Annotated in this window: 18 protein-coding genes and 1 pseudogene; 4 read left to right on the top strand and 15 right to left on the bottom strand. The window is 70.5% G+C overall.

From position 1 onward, the window contains the following. Positions 1–162: 162 nt before the first annotated feature. The 5 genes from ACFWR9_RS19635 to argC are packed head-to-tail and all read right to left on the bottom strand — an operon-like array spanning position 163 to position 5,020. Positions 163–702 carry an arginine repressor gene (locus ACFWR9_RS19635; RefSeq protein ID WP_064726981.1) on the bottom strand — a complete coding sequence of 180 codons (540 nt, stop codon included), beginning with the start codon at positions 700–702 and terminating at the stop codon, positions 163–165. 7 nt (positions 703–709) lie between these two features. Further along, entirely contained in the window at positions 710–1,939 is a 1,230-nt protein-coding gene (locus ACFWR9_RS19640; protein ID WP_383843572.1) for an acetylornithine transaminase, read from the bottom strand. Continuing rightward, positions 1,936–2,835 carry an acetylglutamate kinase gene (gene argB, locus ACFWR9_RS19645; protein ID WP_383843575.1) on the bottom strand — a complete coding sequence of 300 codons (900 nt, stop codon included), beginning with the start codon at positions 2,833–2,835 and terminating at the stop codon, positions 1,936–1,938. Before argB ends, ACFWR9_RS19640 begins: the two co-directional genes overlap by 4 nt. Then, complete coding sequence (gene argJ / locus ACFWR9_RS19650) at positions 2,832–3,983, bottom strand: bifunctional glutamate N-acetyltransferase/amino-acid acetyltransferase ArgJ (RefSeq protein ID WP_383843578.1); 1,152 nt, start codon at positions 3,981–3,983, stop codon at positions 2,832–2,834. The genes argB and argJ overlap by 4 nt, the downstream gene beginning before the upstream one ends. Then, positions 3,980–5,020 (bottom strand): N-acetyl-gamma-glutamyl-phosphate reductase, encoded by a 1,041-nt coding sequence (gene argC / locus ACFWR9_RS19655; protein ID WP_383843581.1) that lies wholly within the window; start codon positions 5,018–5,020, stop codon positions 3,980–3,982. Before argC ends, argJ begins: the two co-directional genes overlap by 4 nt. 61 nt (positions 5,021–5,081) lie before the next feature. On the opposite strand from argC, the pseudogene ACFWR9_RS19660 reads away from it, so the two are divergent. Next, a pseudogene (locus tag ACFWR9_RS19660) lies at positions 5,082–5,219 on the top strand (IS5/IS1182 family transposase); the annotation flags it as partial. Between the two features lie 17 nt (positions 5,220–5,236). Here ACFWR9_RS19660 and ACFWR9_RS19665 read toward each other — a convergent pair. Next, positions 5,237–5,527, bottom strand: coding sequence for a hypothetical protein (locus ACFWR9_RS19665; protein WP_383843811.1), 291 nt, complete (start codon positions 5,525–5,527; stop codon positions 5,237–5,239). Here ACFWR9_RS19665 and ACFWR9_RS19670 point away from each other — a divergent pair. Both ACFWR9_RS19670 and ACFWR9_RS19675 read left to right on the top strand, forming a co-directional pair. Continuing rightward, positions 5,463–5,960, top strand: a complete 498-nt coding sequence (locus ACFWR9_RS19670) for a hypothetical protein (protein ID WP_383843790.1) — start codon at positions 5,463–5,465, stop codon at positions 5,958–5,960. The genes ACFWR9_RS19665 and ACFWR9_RS19670 overlap by 65 nt on opposite strands. After that, complete coding sequence (locus ACFWR9_RS19675; RefSeq protein WP_383843814.1) at positions 5,875–6,231, top strand: hypothetical protein; 357 nt, start codon at positions 5,875–5,877, stop codon at positions 6,229–6,231. Before ACFWR9_RS19670 ends, ACFWR9_RS19675 begins: the two co-directional genes overlap by 86 nt. A gap of 132 nt (positions 6,232–6,363) precedes the next feature. Here ACFWR9_RS19675 and ACFWR9_RS19680 read toward each other — a convergent pair whose 3' ends face one another. Next, on the bottom strand, positions 6,364–7,761 hold the full coding sequence (locus ACFWR9_RS19680; protein ID WP_383843584.1) for an MFS transporter: 1,398 nt from the start codon (positions 7,759–7,761) through the stop codon (positions 6,364–6,366). Positions 7,762–7,865: 104 nt separating this feature from the next. On the opposite strand from ACFWR9_RS19680, the gene ACFWR9_RS19685 reads away from it, so the two are divergent. Then, positions 7,866–8,474, top strand: coding sequence for a TetR/AcrR family transcriptional regulator (locus ACFWR9_RS19685; RefSeq protein WP_383843586.1), 609 nt, complete (start codon positions 7,866–7,868; stop codon positions 8,472–8,474). Positions 8,475–9,102: 628 nt separating this feature from the next. On the opposite strand, the gene ACFWR9_RS19690 is transcribed toward ACFWR9_RS19685, so the two are convergent. Genes ACFWR9_RS19690 through ACFWR9_RS19725 form a run of 8 tightly spaced genes read right to left on the bottom strand, consistent with a single transcriptional unit; the run spans position 9,103 to position 17,460 of the window. Further along, a complete protein-coding gene (locus ACFWR9_RS19690) occupies positions 9,103–10,524 on the bottom strand; it encodes an NADH-quinone oxidoreductase subunit N (RefSeq protein WP_383843793.1) in 1,422 nt (473 codons plus the stop codon). A gap of 5 nt (positions 10,525–10,529) precedes the next feature. Next, entirely contained in the window at positions 10,530–12,038 is a 1,509-nt protein-coding gene (locus ACFWR9_RS19695) for a NuoM family protein (RefSeq protein ID WP_383843589.1), read from the bottom strand. A gap of 5 nt (positions 12,039–12,043) precedes the next feature. Continuing rightward, a complete protein-coding gene (locus ACFWR9_RS19700) occupies positions 12,044–13,894 on the bottom strand; it encodes an NADH-quinone oxidoreductase subunit L (RefSeq protein ID WP_383843592.1) in 1,851 nt (616 codons plus the stop codon). Then, positions 13,891–14,196, bottom strand: coding sequence for an NADH-quinone oxidoreductase subunit NuoK (nuoK, locus tag ACFWR9_RS19705; protein ID WP_383843595.1), 306 nt, complete (start codon positions 14,194–14,196; stop codon positions 13,891–13,893). Before nuoK ends, ACFWR9_RS19700 begins: the two co-directional genes overlap by 4 nt. Continuing rightward, on the bottom strand, positions 14,193–14,762 hold the full coding sequence (locus tag ACFWR9_RS19710) for an NADH-quinone oxidoreductase subunit J (RefSeq protein ID WP_383843796.1): 570 nt from the start codon (positions 14,760–14,762) through the stop codon (positions 14,193–14,195). Before ACFWR9_RS19710 ends, nuoK begins: the two co-directional genes overlap by 4 nt. 7 nt (positions 14,763–14,769) lie before the next feature. Then, on the bottom strand, positions 14,770–15,714 hold the full coding sequence (locus tag ACFWR9_RS19715) for an NADH-quinone oxidoreductase subunit H (protein ID WP_383843598.1): 945 nt from the start codon (positions 15,712–15,714) through the stop codon (positions 14,770–14,772). Beyond that, positions 15,707–17,119 carry a hypothetical protein gene (locus tag ACFWR9_RS19720; RefSeq protein WP_383843601.1) on the bottom strand — a complete coding sequence of 471 codons (1,413 nt, stop codon included), beginning with the start codon at positions 17,117–17,119 and terminating at the stop codon, positions 15,707–15,709. Before ACFWR9_RS19720 ends, ACFWR9_RS19715 begins: the two co-directional genes overlap by 8 nt. Then, positions 17,110–17,460 carry an NADH-quinone oxidoreductase subunit A gene (locus ACFWR9_RS19725; RefSeq protein ID WP_383843604.1) on the bottom strand — a complete coding sequence of 117 codons (351 nt, stop codon included), beginning with the start codon at positions 17,458–17,460 and terminating at the stop codon, positions 17,110–17,112. The genes ACFWR9_RS19720 and ACFWR9_RS19725 overlap by 10 nt, the downstream gene beginning before the upstream one ends. Positions 17,461–17,600: the final 140 nt, after the last annotated feature.

A 17,600-nucleotide genomic window follows, 5' to 3' on the forward strand; every position in this document is an offset into this window, starting at 1 on the left:
TGCACGCACTCTCGCCGCACCGGGCGCAGAGCCAAGTACACCCAGTACGAGGCTCTACGCCCGGCACGCCGAGAGCACGCACCTGACGCCGCGAGGCCGCCCTCCGGGCGACGACGGGAATTGTCAGACAGGCCCTAGCGCCCCCAGCGCCCCGGCACCCGCTCAGTGGCCGTTCTGCGCCAGCCGCAGCAGATGGTCGGCCAGCGCCTGCCCGCCCGTCGGCTCCCGGCTGATCAGCATCAGCGTGTCGTCGCCGGCGATCGTGCCGAGGATGTCGTGCAGCTCCGCCTGGTCGATGGCCGAGGCGAGGAACTGCGCCGCACCCGGCGGGGTGCGCAGGACCACGAGGTTCGCCGAGGCCTCCGCGGAGATCAGCAGCTCCGCGGAGAGGCGCCGCATCCGCTCCTCCTTCGCCGACTCGCCGAGCGGCGCCCGCGGGGTGCGGAAGCCGCCCTCGCTGGGCACCGCGTAGATGAGGTCGCCGTCGGTGTTGCGGATCTTCACCGCGTTCAGCTCGTCCAGATCGCGGGAGAGCGTCGCCTGGGTGACGGTCAGCCCGTCGTCGGCGAGCAGCTTCGCCAGCTGGCTCTGCGAGCGCACCGCCTGCCGGTTGAGGATGTCCACGATCCGCCGGTGGCGTGCGGTGCGGGTCTGCGGCAGGGCGGGCCCCGCCGTCTGATCGTGCTCCTGCGCCTGGCTCATCGTCGTCTCATTCTCCGGATCGTCCGTCCCCGTGGGCCGCGTGGGCCGCCTGGTCAAGGATGCCGGGCAGGGCCCCGAGGAAGGCGTCCACCACGTCGTCGCCGAGGTTCAGCGCGGGCATCAGCCGTACGACATCGGGGGCGGGCGCGTTCACCAGGATTCCGGCGTCCTGAGCCGCCTGCTGCACCTGGGGCGCGAGCGGCTCGGTGAGCACGATACCCAGGAGGAGTCCGGCGCCCCGGACGTGCCCGGCCAACGGGTGGCCGAGAGCCTCGACTCCGCCGCGGATCCTCTCGCCCTGCCGCTTCACGTTGTCCAGCAGACCCTCGTCCGCGATCGTGTCGAGGACGGCGAGTCCGGCGGCACAGGCGACCGGGTTGCCGCCGAAGGTCGTGCCGTGCTGGCCGGGCTGGAGGAGATCGGCGGCGCGTCCGAAGGCGACCGTCGCGCCCAGCGGCAGTCCGCCGCCGAGGCCCTTGGCGAGGGTGACGACGTCCGGCAGGACGCCCTCGTGCGCCTGGTACTCGAACCAGTGGCCGGTGCGGCCGACGCCGGTCTGCACCTCGTCCAGGACGAGGAGCGCGCCCGTGGCGGCGGTGATGGCGCGGGCGGCCTTCAGATAGCCGGGCGGCGGGACGACGACGCCGTTCTCGCCCTGGACCGGCTCGATGACGACCAGGGCCGTCTCCTCGGTGACCGCCGCCGCCAGGGCCTGCGCGTCCCCGTAGGGCACGTGGGTGACGTCACCGGGCAGCGGCCGGAACGGCTCCTGCTTGCCGGGCTGGCCGGTCAGCGCCAGGGCGCCCATGGTGCGGCCGTGGAAGCCGCCCTCGGTGGCGACCATGTGCTGCCGCCCGGTGAGCCGGCCGATCTTGAAGGCGCCCTCGTTGGCCTCGGCGCCGGAGTTGCAGAAGTAGACCCTGCCGTCCCGGCCGAAGCGCTGGAGCAGCCGCTCGGCGAGGGCGACGGGCGGTTCGGCGATGAACAGGTTGGAGACGTGGCCGAGGGAGGCGATCTGCCGGCTCACCGCCTCCACCACCGCCGGGTGGGCGTGGCCGAGCGCGTTGACCGCGATGCCGCCGACGAAGTCCAGGTACTCGTTGCCGTCGGCGTCCCAGAGCCGGGCGCCCTCGCCGCGCACCAGGGGCAGGCGGGGCGTGCCGTAGTTGTTCATGAGCGTGCCCTGCCAGCGCTCGGTCAGCTCCGCGTTGCCCGCGGCGTCCCCGGTGTTGCTCACGACTCCCCCTGTTCGTCCGGCACGACCATCGTGCCGATGCCCTCGTCGGTGAAGATCTCCAGCAGGATCGAGTGCTGGACCCGGCCGTCGATGACGCGGGCGGTGGTGACGCCGTTGCGTACGGCGTGCAGGCAGCCCTCCATCTTCGGCACCATGCCGGACGACAGGTCGGGCAGCAGTTTCTCCAGCTGGGACGCGGTGAGGCGGCTGATCACCTCGTCCGAGTGCGGCCAGTCCTCGTAGAGGCCCTCGACGTCGGTGAGGACCATGAGAGTCTCGGCGCCGAGCGCCGCAGCGAGTGCCGCAGCCGCCGTATCAGCATTGACGTTGTAGACATGGTGATCGTCCTCGGAGCGGGCGATCGAGGAGACGACCGGGATGCGGCCGTCGGCGAGCAGCGCCTCGATGGCGCCGGTGTCGATCTCGGTGATCTGTCCGACCCGCCCGATGTCGACGAGCTCGCCCTCGATCCGGGGCTGGTGCTTGGTGGCGGTGATGGTGTGCGCGTCCTCGCCGGTGAGGCCGACGGCGAGCGGTCCGTGCTGGTTGAGCAGCCCGACCAGCTCGCGCTGGACCTGCCCGGCCAGCACCATCCGTACGACGTCCATGGCGTCCTCGGTGGTGACGCGCAGGCCGGCCCTGAACTCGCTGACGATGCCGTGCCGGTCGAGCGCGGCGCTGATCTGCGGGCCGCCGCCGTGCACGACGACGGGCTTGAGGCCGGCGTGGCGCAGGAAGACGACGTCCTGGGCGAAGGCGGCCTTCAGGTCTTCGTCGATCATGGCGTTGCCGCCGAACTTGATGACGACGGTCTTGCCGTGGTGCCGGGTCAGCCAGGGCAGCGCCTCGATGAGGATCTGCGCCTTGGGCAGCGCGGTGTGCTTGCGGGTGCTCATGAGGAATACGCGCTGTTCTCGTGGACGTAGTCGGCGGTGAGGTCGTTGGTCCAGATGGTGGCCGTGGCGTCGCCGGCGGCGAGGTCGGCGATCACGTGGACCTCGCGGTAGCGCATGTCGACCAGCTCGCGGTCCTCGCCGACGCCGCCGTTCTTGCAGACCCAGACGCCGTTGATGGCGACGTTCAGCCGGTCGGGCTCGAAGGCGGCGGAGGTGGTGCCGATGGCGGAGAGCACGCGGCCCCAGTTGGGGTCCTCGCCGTGGATGGCGCACTTGAGGAGGTTGTTGCGGGCGATGGTGCGGCCGACCAGGACGGCGTCGTCCTCGCTCGCGGCGTTCACGACCTCGACCTTGATGTCCTTGCTGGCGCCCTCGGCGTCCCGGATGAGCTGCTGCCCGAGGTCGTCGCAGACGGCCCGTACGGCCTCGGCGAAGTCGTCGTGGGCCGGGGTGACGCCGGAGGCGCCCGAGGCCAGCAGCAGCACGGTGTCGTTGGTGGACATGCAGCCGTCGGAGTCGACGCGGTCGAAGGTGACGCGGGTGGCGGCGCGCAGCGCGGTGTCGAGCGCGCCGGCCTCCAGGTCGGCGTCGGTGGTGAGGACGACGAGCATGGTGGCGAGGCCGGGGGCCAGCATCCCGGCGCCCTTGGCCATGCCGCCGACGACCCAGCCGTCCTTGGTGACGACGGACGTCTTGTGCAGGGTGTCGGTGGTCTTGATGGCGATGGCGGCCTTCTCGCCGCCGTGCTCGGAGAGCTGACCGGCGGCCGTCTCCACGCCCGGGAGCAGCTTGTCCATGGGCAGCAGTACGCCGATGAGTCCCGTGGAGCAGACGGCGACCTCGCCCGCGCCGGTCCCGAGCACCTCGGCGACCTTCTCGGCGGTGGCGTGGGTGTCCTGGAAGCCCTTGGGCCCGGTGCAGGCGTTGGCCCCACCGGAATTCAGGACGACGGCGGACACCTGCCCGCTCTTCAGCACCTGCTCGGACCACAGGACCGGCGCGGCCTTGACGCGGTTGGAGGTGAAGACGCCCGCGGCGGCGCGGCGGGGACCGGTGTTGACCACGAGGGCCAGGTCGGGGTTGCCGCTCTCCTTGATCCCGGCGGTGATACCGGCCGCCGTGAATCCCTTTGCTGCCGTCACACTCACGGGGCGACTCCGATCGTCGTCAGTCCGGTGGTCTCGTCGAGACCAAGGGCGATGTTCATGCTCTGGACGGCACCGCCCGCGGTGCCCTTGGCCAGGTTGTCGATGGCGCCGATGGCGATGATGCGGCCCGCGGCGGCGTCGTACGCGACCTGGACCTGAACGGCGTTGGAACCGTAGACGGACGCGGTGGCGGGCCACTGGCCCTCGGGCAGCAGGTGCACGAAGGGCTCGTCGGCGAAGGCCTTCTCGTAGGCGGCGCGGACGGCCTCGGCGGTGACGCCGGACTTCGCCTTGGCGGTGCAGGTGGCGAGGATGCCGCGGGGCATCGGTGCGAGGGTCGGGGTGAAGGAGACGGAGACCGGCTCACCGGCGACCGCGCCGAGGTTCTGGATCATCTCGGGGGTGTGCCGGTGCAGGCCCCCGACGCCGTACGGCGACATGGACCCCATGACCTCGCTGCCCAGCAGGTGCGGCTTGGCCGCCTTGCCCGCGCCGGAGGTGCCGGAGGCGGCGACGATCACGGCCTCGGGCTCGGCGAGGCCGGCGGCGTAGGCCGGGAAGAGGGCCAGGGACACGGCGGTCGGGTAGCAACCGGGCACCGCGACACGCTTGGACCCCTCCAGCGCGGCGCGGGCACCCGGCAGTTCGGGAAGCCCGTAGGGCCAGGTGCCGGCGTGCGGGGAGCCGTAGAACCTCTCCCAGTCGCCGGCGTCCTTCAGCCGGAAGTCGGCGCCCATGTCCACGACCAGCACGTCCGGCCCGAGCTGCTCGGCGACGGCGGCGGACTGGCCGTGCGGCAGCGCGAGGAACACCACGTCATGCCGACGGCCCTGCCCGGCGAGCACCTCGGGCGTGGTCGCCTCCAGGACCCGGTCGGCCAGCGGCAGCAGATGCGGCTGCAGCGCGCCGAGCCTCTGCCCCGCGTTGGAGTTGCCGGTCAGGGCGCCGATCTCGACCCCGGGGTGCGCGAGAAGCAGACGCAGCAGCTCACCGCCCGCATACCCACTCGCTCCGGCCACCGCCGCACGTACCGCCATGACGTCCTCCATCCTTGATGGCATGACTATACGTACTGCTGCACGTTTATGCAATCCGATCTGGACCATCGAACGGACGATGGCCTGGCTCGCCGGCTGCCGCCGCCTCCACCGACGCTACGAGCGCAAGGCCGACCACTTCCTCGCCTTCACCAGCATTGCCTGCACCCTCATCTGCTACCGCAGGCTTACCGAATGAGATGACGTCTAAGGACATCAGTAGATAACAGCCAAGGGACGACGGTCGACGCCCGGCGCATTGGGCGTTGCGGCGCGGTCGATGCGGAGGGCAACGATGGGAAGTTCAGCTCTGACCTGGACGTTTGCTGCGGTTTCCGCAGTCGTGGCCGTCGTGAGCACGGCCCGGTTGGCCGCAGCCGACAGCAGAGAGGCCCGGTTCGCGGCCGCCGGCGACCTCGTCATGGCCGGTGGCATGGCCGCGATGTTCCTGCCCACGACGGCGATCGGCTTCGGGGACCACAGCTTGTGGTGGGTGGCGGCGTTCACCGGCATCGGCCTCGGTGGCCTGGCCTCTGCCGTACACCAGGCTCGGCTGCACGGCTGGCGGCACGGCCGCCGCTGGACACATCACATCATCGGCAGTGCCGCCATGGTGATCATGACACTCGCCATGCCGGGCACTGACTCTCAGCCGGTCTTGGCTCTCGGCGGGCACTCGATGGCCGGGATGGCCCACGGGCATGGGTCCACCGGGACGACGGACGCCATGGCCGCCATGGCCGGCATGGAGGGCATGGAGGGCATGGAGGGCATGGACCACTCTGGGACGGCCGCCCACGGTATGACGTACAGCGCCGCCCACAGCGCCTCGGTCGGTCGGGGACTCCGTTGCTGTGTGGCGTGTCGTACTGATCGCGCTCGCCGTGTACTTCCTGATCTCGATCGTCGCGTCCGTGTGGGCGCGGTTCCGCGGCACTGACCGCCGGGCGGATGTGGGCCACCGCGCGAGCAAGGCCCGCTGGGCGCGGCGGCTGCTCGCCCTGCCCGACGCAGTCGTGTTTTTCGCTGCCTCCCTGGCCATCTCCGTCTGGGACAGGGCCCGGCAGGGAGGAGACAAGCGCCGGGCAGACGCAGCAGCAAGCAAGCGAAGTCGCCGTCGCCCACCGGGTACCTCACCGGGGGCGGCCCTGACGGCCCACGTCGGCATGGGCGGCACGATGTGCGCCATGCTCGTCATGATGGCCGCCTGACCCGTCAGGCGCCGTCCTCCCCACCGACCTGACAGTCACAGCCCCCTCTGTTCAGCCACGCGTCCGGGGAGTGGCCCCGGTCTGCGACGCGGGATTGCCCGGCAGCCGATGGGCGTCCGGCAGCGTCTCGGCTTACTCATTGGTGGACGGGATCAGCCACACTGCGACGGCGGCCGAGACTGCGGCGATGGCCGTGGCCGTGAGGAAGGCGTGGTCGAAGCCGGCTGCCGAGGTGGCGCCGGTACCGGTGGCGATGCTGGCGGCTGCGGCGCTGGAGACGACTGCGGCACCGGCCGATGCGCCGAACTCGTGGAAGGTGCTGACGATCGCGGAGGTCACACCGGCCTCGTGAGGGGCGACGCTGCCCAGCGCGGTGGCCGAGGCAGCGACGAACAACGCGCCCAGTCCGGCCGCGGCGATGCTCACGCCGGTGACCATGACGGCGGTGCCGGACCAGAGCACCGGGACGAGAAATCCGGCGGCTGCGACTACCAGGGCCACCGCTGCCAGGGCCCGGGCTCCGAGGCGTCCCATCACACGGCCGGACGCGGTGGCGGCGGCCATGGTCACAAGCGCCACCGGCAGGAACAGCACCCCGGTCATCAGGGCGCCCTGGTCCTGGTGGTTCTGCAGGTAGAACGAGCCGAGGAAGAACACCCCCACCATCAGGGCCGTGGCCACCGCGATCACGAAGACGCCCGCCACCACCGGCCGCCGGCCAAGCAGACGCAGGTCCATCAGCGGCGCAGCCGCCCGGCGCTGCCAGACGGCAAAGACGGCGTAGGCGATTGCCGAGACGGCGAACAAGGCGAGTGTGCCGGTGTTGAGCCAGCCGTGGTCGCCGCCGCGGATCAGTGCGTAGATGAGGGCGCCGGTGGCCGCGGCGACCAGGGCGGCGCCGGGCACGTCGAGAGATCCGGAGGCCACCCGGGGAAGGTCGGGCAGCATCCGGGCGAGCGTGACGAGGACGATCAGGCCGACGGGGACGTTGACGAAGAACACCCAGGTCCAGCCCGGCCCGGCTGTAATCAGCCCGCCCAGCAGCACCCCGAGGGCCGCGCCGCCGCCGCCGAGCGCCGACCAGATGCCCAGTGCACGGTTGCGTTCGTCGCCGTCGAACAGCCGCACCACCACCGACAGTGCGGCGGGCGAGAGCATCGCGGCGCCTACTCCCTGGACGATCCGGGCGGCGAGCAGCAGGGGCGCGCCGGTGGCGAGTCCGGCGGCAAGGGATGCGGCGGTGAAAACGGCGAGTCCGGCCAGGACCACCCGCTTGGCGCCGAACAGGTCGGCGGCCCGGCCGCCGAGCAGCATCAGGCTGCCGAAGGTGAGGGCGTAGCCGCTGACCACCCAGGTCAGGGCAGCGCGGTCCAGGTCCAGCTCGGCGCCCATGTGAGGCAGGGCGATCGCGACCACGGTGATGTCGAGGATCAACATCAGCTGGGCCAGCCCCAGCAGGCCCAGGATCGGCCAACGCCGTGCATTGGGCGCTTCCGGTGCGGGTGCACTGGTGGTTTCCGTGTCACTCATGACGTCACCCCTCATCGATAAGCCGTACAGTCCTGTTCAGGTTAAGTCACATGTGAGCGTAAGCCAAACAGTGCTGTACGACTTATTCGGGTAGGGTGTGGGCCATGGGCAGCAAAAGCACCACCAAGCGCGCCGACGCCCTGCGCAGCATCGACGCGATCGTTCAGGCAGCAGCCGAGTGCCTGGGGCGAAACCCCGAGGCGAGCCTCAGCGAGATCGCACGCGCCGCGGGCGTGGGCCGAGTGACGCTGTACGCGCACTTCGCCTCCCGGGCGGACGTCGTCGAAGCGGCGATGATCCGCGCCATCGACCGGGGCAACGAGGCGCTGGACGCGGTCGATCTCACCGGGGATCCCCTCGTCGCCCTGGCGCGTTACATCGAGGCCAGCTGGCACCTGGTGGACGAGGCGCGTGCCCTGCTCGTCGCAGCGCAGAGAGAACTGCCCGCAGGGCGTATCCGTGAGCTGCACAGCGGCCCCGCTGCCCGGGTCGAGACGCTCGTCGCCCACGGCCGTGCCGAAGGGGTCTTCCGCACGGATCTGTCGATCGCGTGGCTGGTCAACGTCCTGCACTCGGTGATGAACAGCGCCGCTGACGAGATCCGCGCCGGCCGTCTCACCTCTGACCGCGCCGCCGCGCACATCACCGCCACAGTGCTCGCCGCCTTCACAACACCGGGAAGGCCGGTACCGGACCCCGGTCCCGCAGCATGACAGCGGCGCCCCTCGCAGGTGGGGGCTTGGCAGTGACGCTGATTACGCAAGCCGGAAGACGGATTAGGAGAGGGAACCAGGAGCTCTGAGGCGGGCGATGGCGTCGCGTCGGCCTCCTTCACCTCATGTCCCCGTCCCCTTCCGCCTTTGGCCACGGCGTCCCGTACGCACATTCCTGGCCGGTGCTCGTCGGGGCGTGAGGGGGCGCGCCAAGGCCATCGCTCGAGCGAGAAGGGCGGTCAGCGGCTCCTGCCGACGGACCAGCAGCGCATGCGGGAACAGCGCGATCAGCCGCACGGTGCGGACCGCCAAACAGACGGACATCGGGTCCATGCCGCTCGGAAGATCATGTACCGGTGACGTTGTGGACGACGCCTCGGTCCCGTGGTCTGTCATGGCCTCGATCTGGGCCTGTGGCTCAGCGGCTGCGGCCTCCTCGGCCGTGCCGTGCTGGTGCGTGCCTGCGCTTGCCGACGTGGCGCCGCTGCTCATGCCGTGCCCGGACGACCCTTCCGGGTGACCCATCGTGTGCATGGCGAACACGCCCAGCATGAGCATGACGACAAGCAGGAGGTGCCCGAAGGCCCCACTAGTTGGTTGGCACAACTCGGCGGCCACCCACGGCTGATCAGGGCGCGAGCTGCCCGCCCAGTACGTCAAGGACGGTCCCCGCGACCAGCCCGAGTACCACGGATCCCGTGGCCGCCCCAAAGGCGATCACCGCGGCTGTCCGGGATGTCGTACGGGTGTCACCCGCGGGTTCGCGCGACAGCAACGCCGGTCCGATCCAGCGCAGGTAGTAGAAGAGGGAAGCCACGGTGTTGACGGCTGCGACGACAGCCAGCCAGGTGTAGTCACCGTCGACGGCCGCGCTGAAAACCTCCAGTTTGCCGAGGAAGACTGCCGTCGGGGGCGTGCCCACGAGGCCCAGCAGGCAGACGACGAGCGAGGCCAGCAGGGCCGGGTGCGCCCGTGCCAGACCTCGGTAGTCGTCGATGGCCTGCGCGTCAGGGAGTGCGCAGACGACTGCGAAAGCCCCCAGGTTGGTCAGCGCGTATCCAGCCAGGTAGAACAGCAGCGCTTCCTGATCGAGGTCGGTGCGTCCGGCGACAGCCACCGGGAGCAGGAGATAGCCGACCTGGCTGATGGTGGAGTACGCGAGCAGTCGTTTGACGTCCTGCTGGAAGAAGGCTGCCAGGTTGCCCAGAGTCATCGAGGCGACCGAGAGCACCGCCACCAGGTCGGCCCAGGGCAGGTCGGCGTCGGCGAGCGGCACGGCGGCGAGCCGGTAGAGGGCCGCCAGGGCGCCGATCTTCGGGATGGTTGTGAGGAAGGCGGCCACCGGGGCCGGGCTGCCCTGGACGGTGTCCGGTACCCAGAAGTGGCCGGGAACGCCTCCGGCCTTGAACAGGACACCGGCGAGCAGGGCAAGCGTGCCGACCGCCACCAGTCCGCCCGGTGCCTCAGCGAGCTCGGAGCGCAGCATGGGGTACGCGGTTGCCCGCCCGGCGGCGAGCAGGACGGTGATGCCGGTGAGCATCAGGACGCCGAGGAGCGCGCCTACGACGTAGTACTTCAAGGCCGCCTCGGTACCAGGGCTGTCCTTGCGGAATCCGGCGAGCGCGTAGGCGGGCACGCCGGCCAGCAGGTAGCCGGCTGCGAGCAGCAGCAGGTCTTGAGCTCCGGCCAGTACGAGGGCACCCACAGCGGCGAGCTGGAGCAGGACGTAGAACTCGGTCTCGCGCGGGTCGGCGTGCATGCGCGGCATTGCGAGCGCGAGGACGAGCACGGTGCCGCTCAGGATGACGATCCTGCTGGTGGCCGTGACCGGATCGATGGCGAAGGAGTCACCGAAGGCCGTCTCCACCGGTCCGGCCGCGGCGATCGCGGCAGCCACGATCCCCCCGATGCAGGCTGCACCCGCCAAGGCCCCGGTCAGCCACTGACGGCGACGTGGCAACCACGCTCCGAGCAGCAGGCCGAGCACCGCGGAGGCAGCCAGGAGCACCTCGGGCAGGAGGTCGAGGGGGTTCTCGTTCATCCCGGTCATCTCGTTCATCGCGCGAGCAGCTCCAGCACGGCGCGGGAGGCCGGTTCGATGACGTCGAGGACGAATCGGGGTACGAGGCCGAGAACGACTCCCAAGGCCAGCAGGGGGACGATCGCGAGCGCTTCGTGGAGGCGAAGGTCGGGGAACGGCCGGTCGGCACCGGGCGCGGCGGCGGGCAGCTGCAGCGGCCCGAGGAAGACCTGCTGCAGGGCACGCAGGAACAGGCCGGCGGTGATCAGGATCCCGAGCACGGCAAGGCCGGTGGCGACCGGCTCCGGTCCCAGGCTCCCGGTGAGGATCTGGAACTCGGCGATGAAGCCGGAGAAGCCGGGCAGCCCGAGCGAGGCGAAGGCGGCGACACCGGTCAGCGCGGCGAAGACGGGCGCCCGCTCGGCGACACCCGAGTACGCGGACATCTCATACGTGCGTCCGCGTTCGTACAGCACGCCGGACAGCAGGAACAGCGCGCCGGTCAAGAGGCCGTGACTGACCATTTGGAAGACCGATCCGGTGACGGCCAGGCGGCGGGCTTCTTCCTGGCCGGCTCCGACGGCCCCTGCCGCGCCGATCGCCAGGATGATGTAGCCCATGTGGTTCACGGATGTGTAGGCGACCATCCGCTTGAAGTCGCTCTGGGCGAGGGCGACGAGCGCTCCGTACAGCACGGAGACCACGCCGACGACGACGAAGACGAGCGCGTAGTCGCGCCAGGCGTCGGGCAGGACGGGCATGGCGATGCGCAGGAAGCCGTACGTGCCCATCTTCAGCAGCACGCCGGCGAGGATCGCCGACCCGGCGGCGGGGGCGTCGGTGTGGGCGGGCGGCAGCCAGGTGTGGAAGGGCACGGTCGGGGTCTTCACCGCCAGCCCGACTGCGATGGCGAGGAGGACCAGGGCTCCGTAAGCGGAGCGTCCGGCCAGGGGGTTGGCGCGGGTCAGTTCGACGATGTCGAAGGTGTGCGGGTCTGCGGCCAGGTAGAGGCCGATGAAGCCGAGCAGCAGGGCGAGGGAGCCGAGGAAGGTGTAGAGGAAGAACTTCAGTGCGGCGCGGGCGGCGTGCTTGTGTCCCCATCCGGCGATGATGAAGTACATCGCCACGATGGACAGATCGAAGAAGACGAAGAACAGGATCAGGTCCAGGGCCACGAACAGGCCAAGGCACGTCGTCTGCAGGAAGAGGAACAGCGCCGCGAACTCCCTGACCCGCCGCGTCTCGCGCCACGCGTACAGCGCGCAGGCGAGGAACAGCACGCAGGTGACGGCCACCAGTGGCAGGGACAGTCCGTCGACGCCGACGTGGTAACTGATGCCGGCACTCGGGATCCAGCGGGCCCGGGTCTCGTACTGCATGCCGCCATCGGCCCGGTAGCCCGCCCAGACGATCACGGTCAGCGCCAGCTCGGTGGCGGTGGTCGCCACCCACGCCGACAGGAACAGGACGCGGGGCGCGCTGCGGGGCACGCACAGCAGGAGGGCCGCCATGGCGGTCGGGAGCAGGACGATGGCCGTGAGCACGGCGGTCACCTCACGAGGACGAGGACGACGGCGAGGACGGTGAAGGCGGCGACCGCCTGGGCGAGATACTGGTGCAGCTGCCCCGTCTGCGGTCTTCGCGCCAAGCGGCCGAGCACCCGGGCCCCGTCTGCCACGCCTTCCACGGCGCCGTCGACGAGCCGCTCCACCTGGGCGTTGGTCCATTGAGCCAGCCGGACCGACCCGCGGGCGGTGCCTTCGACGGCGCGGTCCAGCACCCGGTCGTCGAAGGCGGCAAGCGCATCGGCAAGTCTCATGACCGGGCGCACGAGGAACGCGCGTGCCGCGTTCTCCAGGCGCAGCCAGTCCACGCCCCAAGAGGTGATCCGGTGGGGCACGCTGAGGAGTTGAGGGCCGCAAAGCCAGACCACGGCCGAAACGGCGACCGCGAGTGCACCGGACAGCGCCAACTCCCAGATGTGCGGTTCGGGTTGTGCCTCGTCGCCGAGCACGCGCTCGACGGCGTCCCGTACGGGTGGGAAGGACGTGACGGTCAGAGCAGCAGAAGCGACGGCCAGAGCCGCGAGCGGCACTCGCGTCGCAAACGGCAGCGGCTCCGTACGGTCGTCCGTCGCGGCAGCCGGCTGCCAGACGAACCACAGGGCCTTGGCGCTGTAGACCGCGGAGATGGCAGCGGCGGCCATTCCGGTGACGTACAGCGCAGCGGTGTCTTCCAGGGCGCCGGCGAGGAGTACGTCCTTGGCCGCCCACAGTGCCAGCGGGGGGACTCCGGCGAGGGTCAGCGCGGCGACGCTGAAGGTGATCCCTGCTGTGCGGTGCCGCCGGGCCGCGCCGCGCAGGGCGGGAAGTGCTTTGGTGCCGAGGGTCGTCAGCCAGGCGCCCGCGACGAGGAAAGTGAGGCACTTCGCGGCGGCGTGCGCGATGAGCTGGAGGGTCCCGCCGGTGACAGCGCCGGTCCCGGCGGCGAGCACCATGAAGCCGATCTGGGCGCAGGTGGAAGCGGCGAGCAACTGCTTGAGGTCGCTCTGCGCCACGGCGACCATGCCGAGCACGACCGCCGTCACCGCACCCGTCCACGCGACGACAGGCCCGCCCCACCCGGACGCGGACAGCAGTGGCTCCAGGCGAAGCAGCAGATACGCCCCGGCCACGACCATGGTCGCCGAATGCAGCAGGGCGGAGACCGGGCTCGGGCCCTGCATGGCCCTGGACAGCCAGAAGCTGAAAGGAAGCTGGGCCGATTTACCGAAGGCGGCCGCGATGACGCCGACGGTAACGACCGTGGACCAGGCGCCCGTCGTGGCAGGGAGTTCGTCGAGGGCGAGGGAGGGGGCCTGTCCGCTCGCCAGCGCCGCCCCGGCAGCCAGATAGAGGCCGAGGTCGGCGGCGCGGGTGGTGAGGAAGGCCGTGTTGGCGGCATCGCCGCGCTCGGGGTCGCGCCACCAGTAGCCGATCAATGCCCAGGAGGTGGCGCCCATGACCTCCCACGCCATGAGCAGGATTGGCAGTGTGGTCGCGGTGACCGTGGTCAGCATCGCACCGCTGAACACCAGCATCAGTCCGAAGAAGCGGGCACGGGCCTCTGACGGTCCGATGTCCGTGACGCTGAACAGGAGGACGGCCGCGGTCACCGCCGTGACTGTCACGACCATGAGGCCCGACAGCCCGTCGACCGCGAGCTCAGCGGGGAGCCCTTCGAGCAGCGGCGCCTCGGTCCGCGGGTGCTCGAACGCCACCACGACAGCCAGGCCGAACGCGGCGACGGACGTGCCGACCGCGACGCCGGGGGCGTACCGGTCAGCCGGGCGGCCAACGACCGCCAGCAGCATCCCCACCGTGAGCGGCAGCGTGACGAGAGCCCACAGCAGCGCGCTCACTCCTTCAACTCCGCCGCCATGTCGGTCATGTCGACCTCACGCGCTCGGAACAGCGCCGTGACCACGGCGAAGCCGATCGCCATCTCCACCGCCATGACCGTGACCGCGAGGACCACCAGCACCTGTCCGTCGGCGGCCGCCGGGGCGACGTAGCGCCAGACCGCCGCCGCACCGACGATGACGCCACCCAGCATCAGCTCCAGACCCATCATCAGCATCACGATCGACTGCTGGGTGAGAGCGCCGAACAGGCCGATGCTGAACAGGGCTGCGGCGAGCAGCAGAAAGACTTCAAGGTTCACCGGCCCAGCCCTCCCCGTACGGGGTCCTCGGCGGTACGTGCCTTCAGGTCGTCGCCGTACCGGTCGTAGCGGCCCCGGCGAGTGGCCAGGACGACGGTGGCGACGATGGTGGCGAACAGGGTGAGTCCCAGGGTCATCATGGTGAGCATCTGCGGCCCCATCAGCGACAAGCCCAGATCCATAGTGGGATCGTCGGATGGCCTGCCGCGCTGAGACGGCCAGGGGGCGAGCAGGATGCCGACGGCGAGCACGGCGAAGACCGCCGCGCAGATCAGGGCCGCGCCCTTCTTGTTGTGCAGCATGGTCATCGGCATGAGCCCGGCCGGGTTCATCATGTACATCACCATGAAGACGGCCATGATGGCCATCTCGATGGTCATCATCAGCACGATCACGACCCCGAGATAGTCCAGCCCGAGCAGCAGGACCTCACCGCCCACGCACAGCAGCGAAGTCAGCAGCGCGTACGTCGCACGGGCCATCGAGTCGAACCGGAACACCATGACGCCACTGGCCACCGCCGAGGGGGCCAGCACCCAGAAGATCACGTCGTCGAGCACGGCCATCATCTCCTCATCGGTTCAGGATGACGACGGCCACGACCAGCGCCTGAAGCAGCGTCAGCGGCACCAGCACCATCCATGCCGGCTCCATGTACCGATCCATCCGCAACGTGGGCAGCAGACGGCGCCCGGCCACCAGCAGCGCCAGCACCGCCGCGGTTTTCAGCAACGTCCACGCCCAGCCCGGCAGCAGCGGTCCGTGCCCTCCGCCGAGGAACAGCGGCACGCTGAAGCCGGCCGTCACCACGAGCAGCAGCCACCGCCCGCCCAGGAACACCAGCCGGTCCACGCCCGCCAGTTCGGCGGCGGCGCCGCCGGCCGCGTCCCGCGACAGCGGATGTTCGAACGGTCCCCAGAACGCCATCGCGAGCGCGCTCAGCAGATAGACGACGAACGCCACAGGCATCCACACCGCGAACCACAGCCCGTCCTGGGCCGCGACCACGTCCCCGACCCGCAGGGACTCTGCTCCGAGAGCGGCGGTGGTGATCGCGAACATGTGCGGAAGTTCGTACGCCAGCCCCTGTGCGAGAAACCTGTACCCGCCGATCAGCGACAGCGCCGAGTTCGGCCCCCAGCCCGCCAGCCACACCGCCGCCCAGGCCAGCGCCTCCATGGCGTTGAACCACACGACACCGACCGACGGATCGCTCACAGCACGGAAGCCCCACGGCAGTACGGCACCCGCCAGCACCGCGGCCACCGGAACCAGCACCACGCCCAGCTTTCCGAGCGGCCGATCCGCGGCCGTCGTACGACGCGGCTGCTGGACGAGCAGCCGCAGGGCTTCCCGTAACGGGGCCACGGCACGTAGCCCGGCCTCCCGGACGCTGTCGGCGGGACCACGCTCGGCCGACCCGGTGAGGACGGCGTCGAACCCGGCCGTGACCACAGCGGCCACGGCCAAGGCGGCTGGAAGGACGACGGTTGCCCACAGGGGCACGGCGTCAGACATGGGCCGCCCCGGGCACGGGCGCGAGCGCGAGTTCCTCGATGTCGGGGTCCAGGCTGGCGACGATGATCCGTGCGCAGGCGAACTCGGCGCCGGTCAGCAACTCCGGCAGGGTGTCGAGCAGCGCACGCGACGGCGGCTGCGATCTGTCGAGCCGTCCGCGCGGGCCGCTGAGTTCGTCCGGCGTCAACAACCGTTCGTCGTCGAGCCCTTCGAGGCAGCGCTCGATCTCGCTCAGCCACATCCGCAGCCGGTCGTAGGCGTCCCCGTCCGCGGCGAGCGCCGGCCCGGTCACTCCTGCCGCCTGTGCTCTGGACGACGACAATTCCCCCAGCCCGGTGATCGACCAGCGCAGGGTGCGCGATCGCTCCACCCTGCGCAATGCTCCGCGCAGGCTCCTGCTGATCCCCTCACGAGACGCCCCCGCCAGCAGCTCGTCCCGCAGCCGGCGGAACCGCGCTGCGACGTCGCGCCAGCCGACGACTGCCAGAAGCCGTCCCGCACTGTCCAGGTGCGACTCGCAGCGCCGCCGCGCGGCACTGCCCCTGGTGACCTCCTCGCCCTGCGCGGCCCGCAGCCACGGCTCGTCCCAGAAGGGCAGTCGAAGGCCGGAAGGCACGGGGAGGTGATCCAGCTCGACACCTTGTACGACGTCTCCTTGCAGGGTGAGTCGGAGAATGAGCCCCATGGGCCAGTCCGTCAGGCCCGGGCCAATGGGCACGTGCAGCTGGTCGAGCCTCAACTCGTCCCGATCGTCGCTCCGTTCGGCCATCGGCAGCCCTGCCACCTCACCCGTGGCGTGCATGTGGTGCCCCATGTGATCCATTGGGCCGGAATGATCTTGGTGATCCATGTGGGCCGCATGGTCGTCAGGTTGGTGGTTTTCGTGGCCCTCATGGTCGGAATGGCCCGCCTGGTCGCCGTGGCCATGATTGGTGGAGTGGTTGTGATGCCCTTGCTCGTCTGGAGCATCGGGCCCGGAACTGCCGTGGGGTACGCCATGGTGGTGGGCAGGTCCGTGCCCGTGCTGCCCGTCGTGCGCCTCACTCGTCGCAGCCTCCGGGCGGTTGCCCGTGTCGGCCTCACCCGGGGTCGCCGCCCTGTCCGTCAGACCGCTCCTCGCCGTGTCGAGCGCGCGTGCGACCTGCCCGGCTTCCTGCACCACGATCCGCACGGCCGGCTCCGGCATCGACCGCTGGATGCCATCCAGCCACTCCGCGCCCTCCGACTCCGGGGCACCGCAGATGACCAACAGGTCTGCGTCGGCAGGGGCGTCCGCCACCGGCCACCCCTGCCGACGCACCTCGGCCTCCACCGCCAGCCGGACTTCCGTCGCACCGGGCAGTGCGACCGCCAGCACCGCCGGGCGTTGCATCGCGGTACGCCGCAGCAGGCTCCTCAGATCCACCTCAGGGCCCCCTCGCGCCAGGCGTAGGCCACTGCAGCGAACAGGATCCCCAGGAAGAGGAACATCTCCACGACGGCCGTGGCGCCCACCTCGGAGACGACCTTCACCCACGGGTACATGAACAGCATCTCCATGTCGAAGGCCAGAAAGATCATGGTGACCGCGTACCAGCGCACGTGAAACCGGGACACCGCGTGCTCGCCCGGCTTGAGCCCCCCGGCGAACGGACCGGTTTCGAGGGGGGTCCGCACTGCCGCCAGCCAAAGCCCCAGTCCGTACAGGGCGGCCAGACCCGCTCCGACCACACCGAGAAGGACCAGCATCGGCTGCCACGCGTCCATCCCGCCCGACCTCCACTCTCGGCGTCATGCCGCATATGGTGCGCGACCGGCTGGTTCAGGCCCTGCAGGCAGGGCCCATGGCATGGAGTGAGGCGACTCAAGTTCTCATCCACCAAGGCCATGAGTGGATGAGGGTGCCA

The organism is Streptomyces sp. NPDC058534 (assembly GCF_042717365.1).
Lineage (GTDB): Bacteria > Actinomycetota > Actinomycetes > Streptomycetales > Streptomycetaceae > Streptomyces.

What these genes read in the sequence shown, in the direction of transcription:
- ACFWR9_RS19635 (WP_064726981.1), bottom strand. Translation starts at nt 702, where the DNA reads ATGAGCCAGGCGCAGGAGCACGATCAGACGGCGGGGCCCGCCCTGCCG.
- ACFWR9_RS19670 (WP_383843790.1), top strand. Translation starts at nt 5,463, where the DNA reads ATGTTCCTGCCCACGACGGCGATCGGCTTCGGGGACCACAGCTTGTGG.
- ACFWR9_RS19725 (WP_383843604.1), bottom strand. Translation starts at nt 17,460, where the DNA reads ATGGACGCGTGGCAGCCGATGCTGGTCCTTCTCGGTGTGGTCGGAGCG.
- argC (WP_383843581.1), bottom strand. Translation starts at nt 5,020, where the DNA reads ATGGCGGTACGTGCGGCGGTGGCCGGAGCGAGTGGGTATGCGGGCGGT.
- ACFWR9_RS19690 (WP_383843793.1), bottom strand. Translation starts at nt 10,524, where the DNA reads ATGACCGGGATGAACGAGAACCCCCTCGACCTCCTGCCCGAGGTGCTC.
- ACFWR9_RS19715 (WP_383843598.1), bottom strand. Translation starts at nt 15,714, where the DNA reads ATGTCTGACGCCGTGCCCCTGTGGGCAACCGTCGTCCTTCCAGCCGCC.
- ACFWR9_RS19710 (WP_383843796.1), bottom strand. Translation starts at nt 14,762, where the DNA reads ATGGCCGTGCTCGACGACGTGATCTTCTGGGTGCTGGCCCCCTCGGCG.
- ACFWR9_RS19685 (WP_383843586.1), top strand. Translation starts at nt 7,866, where the DNA reads ATGGGCAGCAAAAGCACCACCAAGCGCGCCGACGCCCTGCGCAGCATC.
- argB (WP_383843575.1), bottom strand. Translation starts at nt 2,835, where the DNA reads ATGAGCACCCGCAAGCACACCGCGCTGCCCAAGGCGCAGATCCTCATC.
- ACFWR9_RS19680 (WP_383843584.1), bottom strand. Translation starts at nt 7,761, where the DNA reads ATGAGTGACACGGAAACCACCAGTGCACCCGCACCGGAAGCGCCCAAT.